Genomic DNA, 13,853 nt, shown 5'->3' on the forward strand with positions numbered 1-13,853 from the left:
CCGGCTGTTCCCGTCGCGCAAGGACGTGCGAACCGCGAACCGGTCCACCTGGCACAGCCGGTGGCAAGTCGAAGGGAGGACGTGATGAATGCTGCTTCGCAGAACCGCGCGGCCAAGCTGCGGGAGATTTCCCGCCTCATTGACGATCGCCCCGCCGAGCGCATCTTCCAAGTCGATCGCCGGATCTTCACCGATCCCGACGTGTTCGAGGCCGAGCTCCGCCATATCTTCGAGGCGACGTGGAATTTCATCGGCCTGGAATCCCAGGTCGCCCGTCCCAACGATTTCGTCACCACCCATATCGGTCGGCATCCCATCCTGGTGATGCGCAGCGCTGAAGGCAAAATCGGCGCATTCCTCAACACCTGCCGGCACCGCGGAACGATCGTCTGTCCGTTCAAGCAGGGGCGGCAGAAGTTTCACGTCTGCCGCTATCACGGCTGGGCCTACGATTCGAGCGGACGCAACATCTCGGTGACGGAGGAAGCGAGCGGGCAGTATCCGCCGTCCTTCTCGAACCAGAATCACGACCTTCTTCCGGTGGCGCGGCTCGGCTCCTATCGCGGCTTTCTGTTCGCGAGCCTTTCGGCCGATGTTCCGCCGCTGGAAGAATTTCTCGGCGACACCCGCGCCTTCCTCGACCTCATCATCGATCAGAGCGACAGCGGCGAAGTCGAGTTCGTGCCCGGCGCCAGCACGTATACGTTCCATGGAAACTGGAAACTGCAATTCGAGAATGGCCTCGACTACTATCATTTCGCAACCACCCACAGCTCCTACGTCGACATCCTGAAGAAGCGCAATGCCAGCGCCGGGCCGGATGCCGGTTTCACCGTCGAGCCGGAGGGCGAGCAGGAAGGGCAAGGCAGCTTCAGCTTCGATTATGGCCACGCCGTCAACTGGTCGATCAAGCACACCCAGCTCTATGGCCGGCCGCTCGGCATGGATTCGGCGCGGCTCGATGCCGTGCGGCAGCGCGTCGGCAGCACCCGCGCCAAGTGGATGCTGCGCCAGCGCAACCTCACGATCTTCCCGAACCTTCAGGTGATCGACATCCTGTCGGCGCAGGTGCGCACCTGGCGGCCGCTGGCGCCGGACAAGACCGAGATGGTGTCGCATTGCCTTGCGCCGGTCGGCGAAAGCGCCGCGGCGCGCACGCTGCGCATTCGCAATTACGAAGATTTCTTCAACGCCTCCGGGCTCGCAAGCTCCGACGATAACGTCATGTATGAATTCTGCCAGACCGGCTACGACGCGACGACCGCCGCGCCAACCCAAGGCTATCTGCGCGGCGTCGCCGAGATCGGCCACGGCGACAGCGTCCATACGCGCGAGCTCGGCGTAGCCCCATCCGAATGGTCGTTCGGCCCGACAAGCTTCGGCGGCGAGACCAATTTCCATCCCGGCTATCGCGAGTGGCGCAGACTGTTGCAGCGCGCCGCGGGGGAGACGGCGTGATGGCTGGCAGTGCAATCAGGCAAGCAGATGCTCACGCGATCGCAGCCGCGACCATCTACCGCGAGGCCCGCCTGCTCGACACCGGCGAATGGACCGATTGGGTCGCCATGTACAGCGAGGACGCCGTCTATTGGGTGCCGGCATGGCTCGACGAATACACCACCACCGGCGATCCCGACACGCAGGTCTCGTTGCTCTATCACGATGCACGGCGCGGGCTGGAAGAGCGGATCGCGCGCATCGAATCGCGCAAATCGATCACGGCGCTGCCGCTGCCGCGCACGGTGCACCAGATCTCGAACCTCGAGGCAGCCGAAAGCGGACCCGACGAGATCGTTTGCCACTCGGTGTTCTCGGTCCACGTCTACGACCAGCGCGTCGCCAAGGAACACCTGCGCCACGGGCGCTACCAGCACACGCTGCGGCGTGAAGGCGACACCTGGAAGATCGCACGCAAGGTCATCACGCTGGCCAACGACCGGATTCCGACCGTGCTCGATTTCTACAGCATCTGAGAGGGGACATGACGGATCAGGGGACCTGGCACGAAGCTGCGGCACTCAGCGCGCTGAGCGAAGGCGAGCCGTACGGCATCGAAATCGGCCGACATCACATCGCGCTCTATCGCGTCGGCAATGAATACTACGCCACCAGCAACATCTGCACCCATGCGGAGGCGCTGCTGTCCGACGGCCTGCTGGACGGCTGCGAGATCGAATGCCCGCTGCATATGGGCCGCTTCGACATCCGAACCGGCGAGGCACTGACCAGCCCGGTCGAGATCGACATCCAGACCTATCCGGTCCGCGTGGCAGGCGACCGGCTGGAAGTCTGCCTGCCGGCATAGAACAACAATCGGGGGAAACGGCAATGACCGAAGTCGTGATGGACAAGGCGGCGATCGCGACCGCCGATCCGGAGATCGAACGCACCGCGATCCGCAAGGTCGCGCTGCGCCTGATGTGGTTCGTGATGGCGATGTACTTCCTGGCCATTCTCGACCGCGGCAACATCTCCTTTGCCGCGCTGCAGATGAACAAGGAGCTCGGGCTCAATGCCGAGAAGTTCGGCATCGCGGTCGGGATCATGTACCTCACCTATTCGATCTTCGAGATCCCGAGCAATCTGATCCTCGCCAAATACGGCGCACGGATCACGCTGACGCGGATCGCGATCCTGTGGGGCATCGCCACGGTGCTGATGGCCTTCACCCAGGGCCCGCTCAGCCTTTATACGTTCCGCGGCTTCCTGGGCTTTGCCGAGTCCGGACTGTTTCCCGGCGTGATGCTGTTGCTGAGCCTCTGGTTTCCGTTCAGCTACCGCGCCCGCTACAACGCGATGTTCAACTATGCGGTGCCGATTTCCTACATCTTCGCCTCGCTGATCTCGGGCGCGATTCTCGAGCTCAACGGATTGTTCGGCATTTCGGGCTGGAAATGGCTGTTCATCCTGGAAGGCATGCCGCCGATCATCCTGGGGATCGTCGGCATCTTCTACCTGACCGACCGCCCGCAGCAGGCGAGCTGGCTGTCGGCCGCACAGCGCAACTGGCTGACCGGTGCGCTGGAGCGCGACGCCAAGGCGACCGGCGTGGTGCATGCCGAGGGCGTGTTGCGGACCGTCACCAAGCCGATGGTGCTGCTGTTCGGCCTGTGCAATTTCGGCCTGTTCTGCGGGCTGGCCTCGCTGTTCCCCTGGCTGCCGCAGATCATCAAGTCGTTCGGCCTGCCGAATTCGCAGGTCGGCTTCGTCACCGCGATCCCGCCGATCGCCGGGCTGATCGGCATGATCGCGTTGTCGCGCCACTCCGACCATGTCGGCGAACGCTTCCATTATGCGGCGATGACCTTCGTGATCGCGGCCGCGGGCTTCGCGATTGCCGCCTTCTCGACATCGCCCGCCTGGATCATCATCGGGTTCATGGTCGCCAATGTCGGCGTCTACGGCACGCAGGCCGTGTTCTGGACCATCCCGCAGTCCTACATGTCACGGCAGAGCGCGCCGGGCGCGATCGGCCTTGTCAGCACCATCGGAAGCATCGGCGGTGCGACGATCCCGATCGTGATCGGACGCGCCAAGGACGCCTCGGGCAGTTTCACCACCGGATTCCTCGTGGTAACAGGCGTTCTCCTCCTCGCGGCGGTCCTGGTCTTGATCGCCCGCTCCCAGCTCGTGAAAGAATGACAAGCCGGACTGCCACAAGCCGTACCAAGCCCGCTGCCCCGCGCCGCGCCCCGCAGGAGGACGCGCGCTCCGAACTGGTGATCGATTTCGAGCGCTACGTGCCGACCGTGCTGTCGAGCCTGGTCGCGAAGCTGCGCGCCAACGCCAACGCATTCTTCCCGCAGGCCTATGGCGTGTCGCTGGCGGAGTGGCGGGTGCTGTCGTTCCTCAGGGAGCATGAGCCCGCCAGCGCCTACGACATCTGGACCAACGCGCAGCTCGACAAGGCCGTCGTCAGCCGCGAGACCACGTCGCTGAAGAACAAGGGACTGATCGAGCTGACCCCGGTTCGCGGCAGCGCCCGGAACCGGACCGAGATCCGGCTGACGGCCGAGGGCGTCGCGCTGCTCGACCGCAGCCTCGACGAAATCCTGCGCCGGCACAGCAACCTCACAGCCGGCCTCGACGCCAAGGCGCTCGATGCCTTCTTCCGTGTCGTCGATCACATCGAGCAGCGCATTCCTCACATGGCCGACCAGCCCGGAGAGACCGTGCCGGCCCACGCACCGGTCAAGCGGATTGCGAAGCGAAGGCCGCCGCGCGGCGCCTGAAAGCGGCAGGCCGGGACGACGGCGATCGCGCGGATCGAAATACGAGTCATGTGGCAGTGAGTGCACAGGGGAACCGGCTGTAATTTATGTTTCAGTAAGCAAGTTGTAGCAAGAATCGATCAGTGAGTTGCGTATAGGAGACTTCCAGTGATCGACTTTGACGAACTTCGTAGTATCGCCGCGGATGTTCGTATCTTCATCGACGCCTCGGAAGACAAGGGTGGCGCCCTGAAGGCGATCGTCGATGCCTACGACGTCGTTCTCGGCATCTTCCCGGCCGGCCCTGGCATGGATCTTCACGTGGTCAAGGGCAACGAGGTGCTCAACCACATCGCGCAGACCCAGGCCTCGTCGGGCTTCACGCATACCGCCATCGCATTCCAGACTCGCGAGCAGGCTGTTGCACTTGAGCAACTGATGGCGGCGTAGCCACCGGCGCCGCGGCCAGGTGAGCCGGCGCGGGGGACACTTTGTGCAGCCTCCAAGCATTTGATATGATTCGGCCAATCGCGCTATATTGCGAGCGTGGATATGGGCGAGCACCTGACGGTTCATACCGGCGAGCTTCATGGCTTCGAGGGACTCCACGATGCCGTGAAAGGCTCGCATGTCGAGGTCATGCAGCTTGAACGCGGCAAGCTGCGCGGCACGCTGTCCCATGTCGGGATCGGCGATTTCTCGCTCAGCATCGGTGCATTCAACGTCGGGGTCCGCACCCAGCGCATCTCGACCGATCCCAAGCTGATCATCGGAATGCTGCTGAACGCCACCGACCGCGTCACGCATTTTGCCTTCGACATGCAGCCGGCCGACGTGCTGGTGATTCCTCCGTTGGTCGAGCATGACGGCGTCTTTCACAAGGCCTCGTCCTACGCGGCGATTCGCTTCGATATGGCCGATCTGCCCGACGTCTTCGGCGGCGAGCCGCGGCTGGCCGATGCCGAGACGTGGAGCGCGAAGAACCACTTCCGCGCCGACCCTACCGTCGGCATGGCCGGGGCGGACAGGCTGCCGCAGATCATCGCGCATCTCGCGCGCTATCCGGACGCATTGTCGCAGACGTCGGCCGAATTCTGGAAGCGCGCGATCGTCGATTGCGTGACGGCAACGGTCGTCACCTCGCTGCCGCCGGACGGATCGAGCTATTTGCCGTCGGCGATGAAGCTGGTGCGCGATGTCGAGGACTATCTGCACGCCGCCGGCACCCGCCCGGTCCATGTCTCGGAAATCTGCACCGAGCTGCGGCTGTCGCGACGCAGTCTGCACCGCGCCTTTCACGAGGTGTTCGGCGTCGGCCCGGTGACGTTCCTGCGCTACAAGCGGCTGTGCACGATCCGCTCGATCCTGCGCGAAAGCACGCCGGAGCAAACCACCGTCTCCAAGGTCGCGATCGAACAGGGTTTCATCGAACTCGGCCGCTTCTCGCAATACTACCGCGCGATGTTCGGGGAATATCCGTCGCAAACGCTCGGCTACGCCGGCTAGAGCGTTTTCGCGCAAGCTCATTTCGACCGCCCCGGATCGCCGTTGCCGGACAACACCTGCGCGGCGCCGCCGATGCCGCGGCGGAACGCTTCATCGAAGGTGACGCCGCGGAACTGCCATTTGTAGTCCCGGCCGTGCCAGGCCATCCGCCATTGCGTGACCCAGCCGAGATCGTTGTCGTCCCAGACCAGCCGTCCGATCAGGACGGCCTCGCCGCCCTGCGGCGCGACGATCGCTGCCAGCTTCCCCGGCGGCATCTTCAAGAGCTCGCCTGCGCTGAGGCTGGCGCTCGTCAACGCCGCGGCGGCCGGCAGCACGAAGCGCATGCCGCGCTTGCCGGCCGCCGCCACCAGCGCGTCGCGCTGCAAATCGGATTGCGTGCCGTCCGAACTAACGATGTAATCCTTCGGACCGTGCTGCATCTCGACGAAGATGCCGAGCACCGGACGCTGCGACCGCCACGGCTTGAGGCCGAGCTTGGCGAGAATGCCGTCGATCTTGCTTTCGTCGAAAGCAACCGTCAGGTCGTAGGGCCGGTCGCGGGTGCCCTGCTCGTCATGATGCGGCTTGCCGGCATACTGGTCGTGGTAGTCGAAACTGCTGACGAACGCCTTGGCCTTCGATTTGTACGCGGCCAACCTGTGGTCGCCTGCGAGTGCCGGCTGACCGGAGACCTTGATCAGGACGTCCTCGAGACATGCAGCGAAGCCGATGATCCGGTTCGGCTCACCCTGGCCGGTGACCACGGTCTGCGCCCGATAGAGGCTGTCGTCCGCCGCCATCGCAGCACCGCAACAGATCAACGCGGCGGCAAGCAGCGCTCGAACCATGCCGCGCGCGAGCGCGGCAAGCGGATTGGGTGTCGTCTCAAGCATGCCTGCCATGGTCACCTCCGCACGGTCGCTGCACCGTCCGGTACAGCTTGGCGGTATTTTCCGCGGGCGCCAACACGTTCAGGCATGGGCGCCATTCCATTGGCCCCGCCGCGCGCTCTGGTCACGCGCGGCAAGCCTGACATATGCTGAGCGGATGCGCGGCGGCGGTGATTGTGTCGCCCAAGATCACAACACCCAGCAGGAGACGTCCCGTGAAATGCTACGAGTTGCAAGGCCCAGGCGGCGTCGATGCGCTGGCGCTGGTCGACAAGCCGGTTCCGCAGGCCGGCCCCGGTGAGGTCCTGGTGCGGCTGAAGGCGGCGACGCTGAACTATCGCGACCTGCTCACGGTCAAGGGCGGCTACGGCTCGCGCCAGAAATTTCCGCTGGTGCCGGTCTCCGACGGCGCCGGTGTGGTCGAGGCGGTCGGCGCCGGCGTGAGGAATTTCGCGCCCGGCGACCGCGTGATCGGCAGCTTCTTCGAAAGCTGGCTCGGCGGCGAGCCGAGCGAGGCGCGGATGCGCGCCGCACTCGGCGGCAGCGTTGACGGCGTGCTGACCGAGTACCGCGTGTTTCCGGCGCATGCGCTGGTGCGCACGCCGGACCATCTCAGCGACATCGAGGCCGCGGCGCTGCCATGCGCCGGGCTCACGGCGTGGAGCGCGGTGGTCAAGCTCGGCGGCATCAAGCCGGGACAGACGGTGCTGACCCAGGGCACCGGCGGCGTCTCGCTGTTCGCGCTGCAATTCGCCAGGATGTGCGGCGCCCGCGTCATCGCGACCTCGTCCAGCGACGCCAAGATCGCGCGGCTCAAGCAACTCGGCGCCGATGTCACGCTCAACTACAAGACCACGCCCGACTGGGGCAAGAAGGCGCGGGAAATAACCGGCCGCGGCGTCGATTTCGTGGTCGAGGTCGGCGGCGTCGGCACGCTGAACGAGTCGATCCGCGCCACCCGGATCGGCGGCACCATCGCCTTCATCGGCGTGCTTGCCGGTCCCGCCTCGTCCGATTCGCGGCTGCCGTTGATGGTGATGCAGCAGCAACGGCTGCAGGGCGTCACGGTCGGCTCGATCGAGGATCTGCAAGCGCTGTGCGACGGCATCGGCATGCACGGCGTCAAGCCCGTGATCGACAAGGTGTTCGCCTTCGACCAGGTCAAGGATGCGTTCGCCCACATGGCGAGCGGCGCGCATTTCGGCAAGGTCGCGATTGCGATCGGCTAGCGTACCTGCGATCAAGGACTACCTTCCCGTGAACTGCGCCTTGCGCTTCTCGACGAAAGCCTGGCGGCCCTCCTTCGCGTCGGCGCTCTCGCGGATCACCTGCTGCAATTCGATCTCGCGGCGGAACTGGTCGGCATAGCTCGCGTGCTCGCTTTCCTCGAGCAGTTGCCGCGTCGCGACCAGCGCGCGGGTCGGGCCGTCGGCGAGGCGGCCGGCGAGCGCTCTGGCTTCGTCGAGCAGCTTTGCGTCGTCGACGACATCGCGCACCAGGCCCCACTCCTTGGCCCGCTCTGCCGACAGCGGCTCGTTGAGCAGCATCAAATCAAGCGCACGCTGGCGGCCGACCAGCCGCGGCAGCAGCCAGGTCGAGCCGAGATCGGGCACCAGGCCGATCCGGCTGAACACCTGGATGAAGCTCGCCGAGCGCGCGGCCAGGATGATGTCGCCGGACATCGCGAGGCTGAAGCCGCCGCCGGCGGCGACGCCGTTGACCGCGACCACCACCGGCGTGCGGCATTCGCGCAAGGCCTGCATCGCCGGCCAATAATGCCTCATCACGCCGATGTAGATGTTGTCGCCGAGCGAGTTGAACGCCTTGAGGTTCTGCCCCGAGCAGAAGCCGCGACCCGCCCCGGTCAGCACCAGCGCGCGGATGGAGGGATCGATGCTCATCTCGCCGACGGCGCGCGCGAGATCGCCGAGCAGTTCGGGCGTCATCGCGTTCAGGCTGGCGGGATCGTTCAGCGTCAGAATGCCGACCTTGCCGTCCCGTTCGCGCGTCACACTGCTCATTTTCCTCTCCCTGGAATTGCTTGTTATTGTGCTTATCGTGCCGCTCTATTGCGCTTAATGTGGCATGCTTGGCATGCTACGCCAACGTGCCCCGCCCGCAACAAGAACAGCGAAAGCAACGCCATGTCCGACCAGTTCTCCAACTCGCAAGTGATCCGTAAACCCGCCGTCCAGGCCAAGGGCGGCATCGTCGCGGCGCAGTCGCGCAAGGCGGCCGAGGTCGGCGCGGAGGTATTGGCAGCGGGCGGCGATTGCGTCGACGCGGTCATTGCAACCACCTTCGCGCTCGGCGTGCTGGAGCCGTGGATGAGCGGCGCCGGCGGCGGTGGCGCCATGGTGCTGTACCGCGCCAGGGAGAACCGCGTCGAGGTGATCGACTACGGCATGCGTGCGCCCGACGGCCTGCGCATCGAGGATTATCCGCTGACCGGCGGCGCGGCCTCCGACCTGTTCCCCTGGGCGCGGGTCAAGGACGACCGCAATCTGCACGGACCGGGCTCGATCGCCGTGCCCGGCGTCGTCGCCGGCATGGAGGAGGCGCATCGCCGCCACGCCAAACTGCCGTGGAAGGAGTTGCTGGCGCCGAGCGTCAAGCTCGCCGGCGAGGGCCTGCTGGTCGATTGGTGGACCACCGCGATGATCGCCAGCTCCGCCGCCGATCTGCGGCGCTATCCCGCGAGCGCCGCGGCCTATCTGCAGGACGGCCTGCCGCCGAGCGCGCCGTGGGGCATCAAGTCCGTGGTCCGCATGCCGCAGGACAGGCTGAAGGCGACGATGGCGCAGCTCGCCGCCGCGGGGCCGCGCGATTTCTACCAGGGCGATCTGGCGCGCAGCGTCGCCGACGACATCCAGGCCGCAGGCGGCGCGCTGTCGGTGCGCGATCTCGCGTCGTTCCGCGCCCATCTGCGCGAGCCGCTGAAGATCCCCTATCGCGGCGGCACGGTCTATGCGACGCCGGAACTGACCGCGGGTCCGACCATGGCGCGCACGCTCGGCCTGTTGCAGAAGTCGCTCGCGCCGGCGCAGGGCGGGCCGGATGCGGTCGCCTACGCGGCCTATGCCGAAGCGCTGCAAGCCGCCTATCGCGAACGGCTGAAGGACATGGGCGATGTCGACGGCCGGCGCGCGCTCGGGGCCGAGGCGATCGCACCGAGCTGCACCACGCATTTCTCCGCGGTCGACCGCGACGGCAACATGGCGGCGGTGACGCAGACGCTGCTGTCGACCTTCGGATCCAGATTCGTGACGCCGAACACCGGGCTCACCATGAACAACGGCATCATGTGGTTCGATCCGACGCAGGGCGCACCGAACTCGCTCGCGCCCGGCAAGCGCTGCCTGACCAATTACACGCCCGTGGTGGCGGAAGCCGCCGATGGCCGCCGGCTTGCCGCCGGCGCATCGGGCGGCCGCCGCATCCTGCCTGCGGTGTCGCAGCTGTTGTCGTTCGTGATGGATTTCGGCATGGATCTCGATGCCGCGATCCATCAGCCGCGGATCGACGCCAGCGAGGGCGCAATCGTGATCGGCGATGTGCGCCTGCCGCAAACCGTGCGTGAGGCGCTGCGCGGCCGCTTCGACTATGCGGAGGCGCGCATCCAGACCCAACCGAAGAAGTTCGCCTGCCCCAGCATCGTGCTGCGCGATGGCACCACAAACAGCGGCGCCAGCGAGCCGTTTCATCCGTGGAGCGATGCGGTGGCGGAGGGATGACGACGCTGAGGAAGTTTCTCGATTCAATTGCCACACTCTCGGTGTCATCACCCGCGAAAGCGGGTGATCCAGTATTCCAGAGACGGCTGTGCTTGAGCCGAGAAGCCGCGGCGTACTGGATCGCCCGGTCCCGTCTACGCCAAGGCTTCGACGGGGCTTGCGGTCTTGGGCTCGCCGAAGCTTCAGCGGAGGCGGCGAGCCGGGCGATGACAGTGTGAATGAGGACGCAGCTTCGCGTTCTCGCGACATCATCTGTCCGAAGTTTTGCATCTCGTTCCGCCCTCCTCTCACAGAGGGCGCAGGGAAAGCCGGGTGCCGATCGCACCCATGGGCCCCGAGCAATGGGTAGAAAGCTCGGGGGTAGGACCACAGGTGTAACCGGAGCAATCCGGCTTTCCCTGCGCGATGGGTTACGGCTTATACGTGCTCTCCCCGGCGAGACTGGGCTTGTTTGTCACCGTCTTCACAACGCGCATTGCGCAATCGGAAGAGACACCTACCGCTAGGGCGTCAGGCCTGCACGATTTCGCCGTCCGCCTCATGCGCGTTCGTCAACTGCGCATTCGGCGTCCACCGCATCTCGACCCGCGTTCGTGACGACCGCGAAGCGCCCCTCGTGTCGGGTGAGACGGGGAATTCATACACCGAGTTGTCATTCGGATAAAGCGAAATATTTTTGCCACCAGAGCTTGACGCGTTTTGCTGAGTTGCCCGTCGTGTTGAATGGGCAACACCACCGGGCGGACTGCGTGGTGCGAACTGCGCCGCTGCGTTATAGTGAGACGCCCTTGGTCAACGACGGTTGGAGCATTGCGGAATGATCACCTGCTACCTGCGCTACGAGATCCGGCTGGGCAAGCTCGCCGACTTCGAAGCCTATGCGGCCATGTGGCTCGAGCTGCTGCCGCGGTTTGGCGGCATCCATCACGGCTACTTCCTGCCATCCGAAGGCGCAAGCGACGTCGCGTTGGCGATGTTCAGCTTTCCGAGCTTCGCCGCCTACGAGCAGTATCGAAAGGATTCCGCCGCCGATCCCGACGTTCAGAAGGCGATTGCCTTCGCAAAGGAGACCGGCTGCTTCACGCGCTATGATCGGTCGTTCTTCCGGCCGTTGTTTCCGAAGGCGGACGAGCAACAAGCGCGGTGACTGAATTGAGTGCGGAAAATGGATGCGGAGAACGTGACGGTTGCTACCTCCACCGCCGAGTTGCGAATTCTCGACAAGCGATAACCATATGCGTTGTTCTGCTTTCCTGCTGTCCGCTCTGACGTTGCTCAGCCTCTCTGCTGCACAGGCGGCCGGACTGCGGGCTTTCAACGTTCCCGCGAGCAATGACGGTCCCGCGATCCGGGGCGTGATCTGGCATCCCTGCGCGGAGCCTCCGCACGAGATCGATGCCCGCGGCGGCAGAACGTTCTTCGGCGTGAACGACTGCCCGATCATGGGAAACAAGCTGCCGCTGATCGTGATCTCGCATGGACGACGCGGATGGCTTGGCGGCCATCACGACACCGCCGCCGCGCTGGCGGATGCCGGCTTCATGGTTCTGACGTTCAATCACCCGACCGACACTGAACGCGACACCAGCGGCACCGACAGTCTTGCCGTCACGGTCGAACGACCGGCCGACATCAAGCGCGCGATCGACTACGCGCTTCAAGGATGGCCTGATGCCGTTCACATCGACGCCGGACGCATCGGTCTCTACGGTTTCTCCTGGGGCGGCTACACCGCGCTCGCGGCGATTGGCGGTGAGCCCGATCTCCGCAAGGGCCTTCCGAACTGCCAGACATCGAGCTTGCGGGCCTGCAAGGAACTGGAGGGCGGAGAAAAGCCGAGCGGACCGGTCGTCCACGATCCGCGGATCAAGGCTGCGGTCATCGTCGATCCCTTTCCCGTACTGTTCTTTGCGGCCGAGAATCTGAAGGCCGTGACAATCCCGATTCAGCTATGGAGTTCGGACCCCGCGCAGAACGGCGACGGTCTCTCCGGGTGCTGTGCCTCCGCCATCAACGACAGGCTTCCGTCCAAACCGGACTTTCACCTGGTGAAGGATGCGAAGCACTTCTCTTTCCTCGCGACCTGCACGCCGGAGGAGGCGGCGAAGATGCCCGGCATCTGCACTGACGCGCCGGGCTTCGACCGCGTTGCCTTTCATCAGCGCTTCCACGCCGAAGCCATTGCGTTCTTCAGGACGCATCTGGGCGAGGCAGGGGCGCGATGCCGATCGCCTACACCCCGAGCTTGTCCCGCGCCCGCCCGGTGAGCACCGCGGCGGTGACGCCGACCCGCCACAACGCGTGCATCGGCATCGGCTTGATGCCGGTCACCGGCATGTCAATCTCGGCCTTCGGCCCGCCGATCAGGCGGCGGGCGAGTTCCGCGCCCATTGCGGTCGAGAGCGCGACACCGCGGCCATTGCAGCCAAGCGAGATCAAAAGATTCTCCGCCGGCTCGTGCACATGCGGATAATGATCGGGGGTGATGGCGAGGCGGCTGTTCCAGCCGTGGGTCCAGCTCGTACCCTTGAGCTGCGGCCACAGCCGCTCGGCGTAGCGGATCAGATAGGCGACGTCGGTCGGCTTGCTGATCCAGCGCATCGGACCGCGGCCGCCCATCAATAGCCGGTTGTGCTGGTCGATGCGGTAATAGACCGTGATGTGGCCGCTCTCATAGAGCACCGGGCGGCCCGGCATGATCGCGCGCGCGATCTCCTCGGGCAGCGGCGCAGTCGCTGCGATCGACGAGAACACCGGCACGATGCTGCGGCGAAGCGCCGGCCAGAGATCATCGGTAAAGCCGTTGGTCGCGAGCAGCACCTTGTCGGCGTGCACGACGGCGCGCGGGGTCTCGATCCGCCAGCGGCCGCCGTCACGGCGGAGCCGCAGCGCCGGCGTCTCGCCGTGGACGGCAACGCCCGCCCCGATCGCGGCGCGCGCCAGGCCCCGGGCGTAGCTCAGCGGATGCAGATCGCCGCCGCGGGCATCGAGCATGGCGCAGAGATAGCGGTCGGTGCCGGTCATTGCGCGCAGCTCGGCGGCGTTGAGCAGCTTCACCGGCATGCCGCGCCGGATGCACTGCTGCGCCGTGGTCGCGATCGCCGCGGCACTGGCCTCGTTGTAGGCGGCACGCAGCGTGCCGTTCTGCCGCGCCTCGCACGGGATCTGGTAGCGGCGGATCAGGTCATGCGTGAAGTTGGTGGTGCCGTAGGAGAACTCGATCATGCGGCGGCCGAGATCGGCGCCGAAATCCCGCTCGATCTGGTCGGGGTCGTGCTTCAGCCCGGGATTGGTCTGCCCGCCATTGTTGCCGGAAGCGCCCCAGCCAGGCTCCTGCGCCTCCAGCACGGTGGCGAGCACGCCCTGCTCGGCGAGATGCAGCGCGGTCGACAGGCCGGTGAAGCCGCCGCCGACGATCGCGACCGGCACGCTCTTGTCCGACACCAGCGGTGGTGTCGGCGTCGCCTCCACCGCGGTGTCGGCGTAAAGGCTCGGTGGGAGAGGAAGGCGGGTGGAAGCGTTCATTGCAG

14 protein-coding genes are annotated in these 13,853 nt (G+C 65.5%); 11 read left to right on the forward strand and 3 right to left on the reverse strand.

Annotated elements, in window-relative coordinates; translation table 11 throughout:
* Window positions 1-84: 84 nt before the first annotated feature.
* The 7 genes from ACVMB0_RS36490 to ACVMB0_RS36520 all read left to right on the forward strand — a co-directional run bounded on the left by ACVMB0_RS36490 (window position 85) and on the right by ACVMB0_RS36520 (window position 5,717).
* The gene (locus ACVMB0_RS36490; protein WP_461349302.1) at window positions 85-1,458 is read left to right on the forward strand and encodes an aromatic ring-hydroxylating oxygenase subunit alpha; all 1,374 of its coding nucleotides are present in this window, start codon (window positions 85-87) and stop codon (window positions 1,456-1,458) included.
* Window positions 1,458-1,973 carry an aromatic-ring-hydroxylating dioxygenase subunit beta gene (locus ACVMB0_RS36495; protein WP_461349303.1) on the forward strand — a complete coding sequence of 172 codons (516 nt, stop codon included), beginning with the start codon at window positions 1,458-1,460 and terminating at the stop codon, window positions 1,971-1,973. The genes ACVMB0_RS36490 and ACVMB0_RS36495 overlap by 1 nt, the downstream gene beginning before the upstream one ends.
* An 8-nt stretch (window positions 1,974-1,981) precedes the next feature.
* Entirely contained in the window at window positions 1,982-2,305 is a 324-nt protein-coding gene (locus ACVMB0_RS36500) for a non-heme iron oxygenase ferredoxin subunit (protein WP_461349304.1), read from the forward strand.
* 23 nt (window positions 2,306-2,328) lie between these two features.
* On the forward strand, window positions 2,329-3,642 hold the full coding sequence (locus ACVMB0_RS36505) for an MFS transporter (RefSeq protein ID WP_456753041.1): 1,314 nt from the start codon (window positions 2,329-2,331) through the stop codon (window positions 3,640-3,642).
* Window positions 3,639-4,232: a MarR family winged helix-turn-helix transcriptional regulator gene (locus ACVMB0_RS36510; protein WP_461349305.1), complete on the forward strand. Its 594-nt coding sequence runs from the start codon at window positions 3,639-3,641 to the stop codon at window positions 4,230-4,232. The genes ACVMB0_RS36505 and ACVMB0_RS36510 overlap by 4 nt, the downstream gene beginning before the upstream one ends.
* Window positions 4,233-4,379: 147 nt before the next feature.
* On the forward strand, window positions 4,380-4,661 hold the full coding sequence (locus ACVMB0_RS36515; protein WP_021079000.1) for a hypothetical protein: 282 nt from the start codon (window positions 4,380-4,382) through the stop codon (window positions 4,659-4,661).
* A 102-nt stretch (window positions 4,662-4,763) separates the two neighbouring features.
* Window positions 4,764-5,717 carry a helix-turn-helix domain-containing protein gene (locus tag ACVMB0_RS36520; RefSeq protein WP_456797713.1) on the forward strand — a complete coding sequence of 318 codons (954 nt, stop codon included), beginning with the start codon at window positions 4,764-4,766 and terminating at the stop codon, window positions 5,715-5,717.
* Window positions 5,718-5,734: 17 nt separating this feature from the next.
* On the opposite strand, the gene ACVMB0_RS36525 is transcribed toward ACVMB0_RS36520, so the two are convergent.
* The gene (locus ACVMB0_RS36525; protein ID WP_461349306.1) at window positions 5,735-6,601 is read right to left on the reverse strand and encodes a DUF2066 domain-containing protein; all 867 of its coding nucleotides are present in this window, start codon (window positions 6,599-6,601) and stop codon (window positions 5,735-5,737) included.
* A gap of 203 nt (window positions 6,602-6,804) precedes the next feature.
* Here ACVMB0_RS36525 and ACVMB0_RS36530 point away from each other — a divergent pair, with 203 nt between their 5' ends.
* Window positions 6,805-7,818, forward strand: a complete 1,014-nt coding sequence (locus ACVMB0_RS36530) for a zinc-dependent alcohol dehydrogenase family protein (RefSeq protein ID WP_461349307.1) — start codon at window positions 6,805-6,807, stop codon at window positions 7,816-7,818.
* 18 nt (window positions 7,819-7,836) lie between these two features.
* On the opposite strand, the gene ACVMB0_RS36535 is transcribed toward ACVMB0_RS36530, so the two are convergent.
* The gene (locus ACVMB0_RS36535; RefSeq protein ID WP_461349308.1) at window positions 7,837-8,610 is read right to left on the reverse strand and encodes an enoyl-CoA hydratase-related protein; all 774 of its coding nucleotides are present in this window, start codon (window positions 8,608-8,610) and stop codon (window positions 7,837-7,839) included.
* A 123-nt stretch (window positions 8,611-8,733) separates the two neighbouring features.
* On the opposite strand from ACVMB0_RS36535, the gene ACVMB0_RS36540 reads away from it, so the two are divergent.
* The 3 genes from ACVMB0_RS36540 (at window position 8,734) to ACVMB0_RS36550 (ending at window position 12,590) form a co-directional block, all read left to right on the forward strand.
* Window positions 8,734-10,323 carry a gamma-glutamyltransferase gene (locus ACVMB0_RS36540; protein WP_461349309.1) on the forward strand — a complete coding sequence of 530 codons (1,590 nt, stop codon included), beginning with the start codon at window positions 8,734-8,736 and terminating at the stop codon, window positions 10,321-10,323.
* Between the two features lie 817 nt (window positions 10,324-11,140).
* Complete coding sequence (locus tag ACVMB0_RS36545) at window positions 11,141-11,470, forward strand: NIPSNAP family protein (protein ID WP_461349310.1); 330 nt, start codon at window positions 11,141-11,143, stop codon at window positions 11,468-11,470.
* 40 nt (window positions 11,471-11,510) lie between these two features.
* The gene (locus ACVMB0_RS36550) at window positions 11,511-12,590 is read left to right on the forward strand and encodes an alpha/beta hydrolase family protein (RefSeq protein WP_461349311.1); all 1,080 of its coding nucleotides are present in this window, start codon (window positions 11,511-11,513) and stop codon (window positions 12,588-12,590) included.
* Here the strand turns inward: ACVMB0_RS36550 and ACVMB0_RS36555 are convergent.
* Window positions 12,556-13,848, reverse strand: a complete 1,293-nt coding sequence (locus ACVMB0_RS36555; RefSeq protein WP_461349312.1) for an NAD(P)/FAD-dependent oxidoreductase — start codon at window positions 13,846-13,848, stop codon at window positions 12,556-12,558. The genes ACVMB0_RS36550 and ACVMB0_RS36555 overlap by 35 nt on opposite strands.
* Window positions 13,849-13,853 lie beyond the last annotated feature (5 nt).

The organism is Bradyrhizobium sp. USDA 4451 (assembly GCF_054822585.1).

Coding starts and splice junctions, on each gene's coding strand:
- ACVMB0_RS36520 (WP_456797713.1), top strand. CDS start 4,764: ATGGGCGAGCACCTGACGGTTCATACCGGCGAGCTTCATGGCTTCGAG.
- ACVMB0_RS36500 (WP_461349304.1), top strand. CDS start 1,982: ATGACGGATCAGGGGACCTGGCACGAAGCTGCGGCACTCAGCGCGCTG.
- ACVMB0_RS36510 (WP_461349305.1), top strand. CDS start 3,639: ATGACAAGCCGGACTGCCACAAGCCGTACCAAGCCCGCTGCCCCGCGC.
- ACVMB0_RS36525 (WP_461349306.1), bottom strand. CDS start 6,601: ATGGCAGGCATGCTTGAGACGACACCCAATCCGCTTGCCGCGCTCGCG.
- ACVMB0_RS36490 (WP_461349302.1), top strand. CDS start 85: ATGAATGCTGCTTCGCAGAACCGCGCGGCCAAGCTGCGGGAGATTTCC.
- ACVMB0_RS36535 (WP_461349308.1), bottom strand. CDS start 8,610: ATGAGCAGTGTGACGCGCGAACGGGACGGCAAGGTCGGCATTCTGACG.
- ACVMB0_RS36495 (WP_461349303.1), top strand. CDS start 1,458: ATGGCTGGCAGTGCAATCAGGCAAGCAGATGCTCACGCGATCGCAGCC.
- ACVMB0_RS36540 (WP_461349309.1), top strand. CDS start 8,734: ATGTCCGACCAGTTCTCCAACTCGCAAGTGATCCGTAAACCCGCCGTC.
- ACVMB0_RS36545 (WP_461349310.1), top strand. CDS start 11,141: ATGATCACCTGCTACCTGCGCTACGAGATCCGGCTGGGCAAGCTCGCC.
- ACVMB0_RS36555 (WP_461349312.1), bottom strand. CDS start 13,848: ATGAACGCTTCCACCCGCCTTCCTCTCCCACCGAGCCTTTACGCCGAC.
- ACVMB0_RS36505 (WP_456753041.1), top strand. CDS start 2,329: ATGACCGAAGTCGTGATGGACAAGGCGGCGATCGCGACCGCCGATCCG.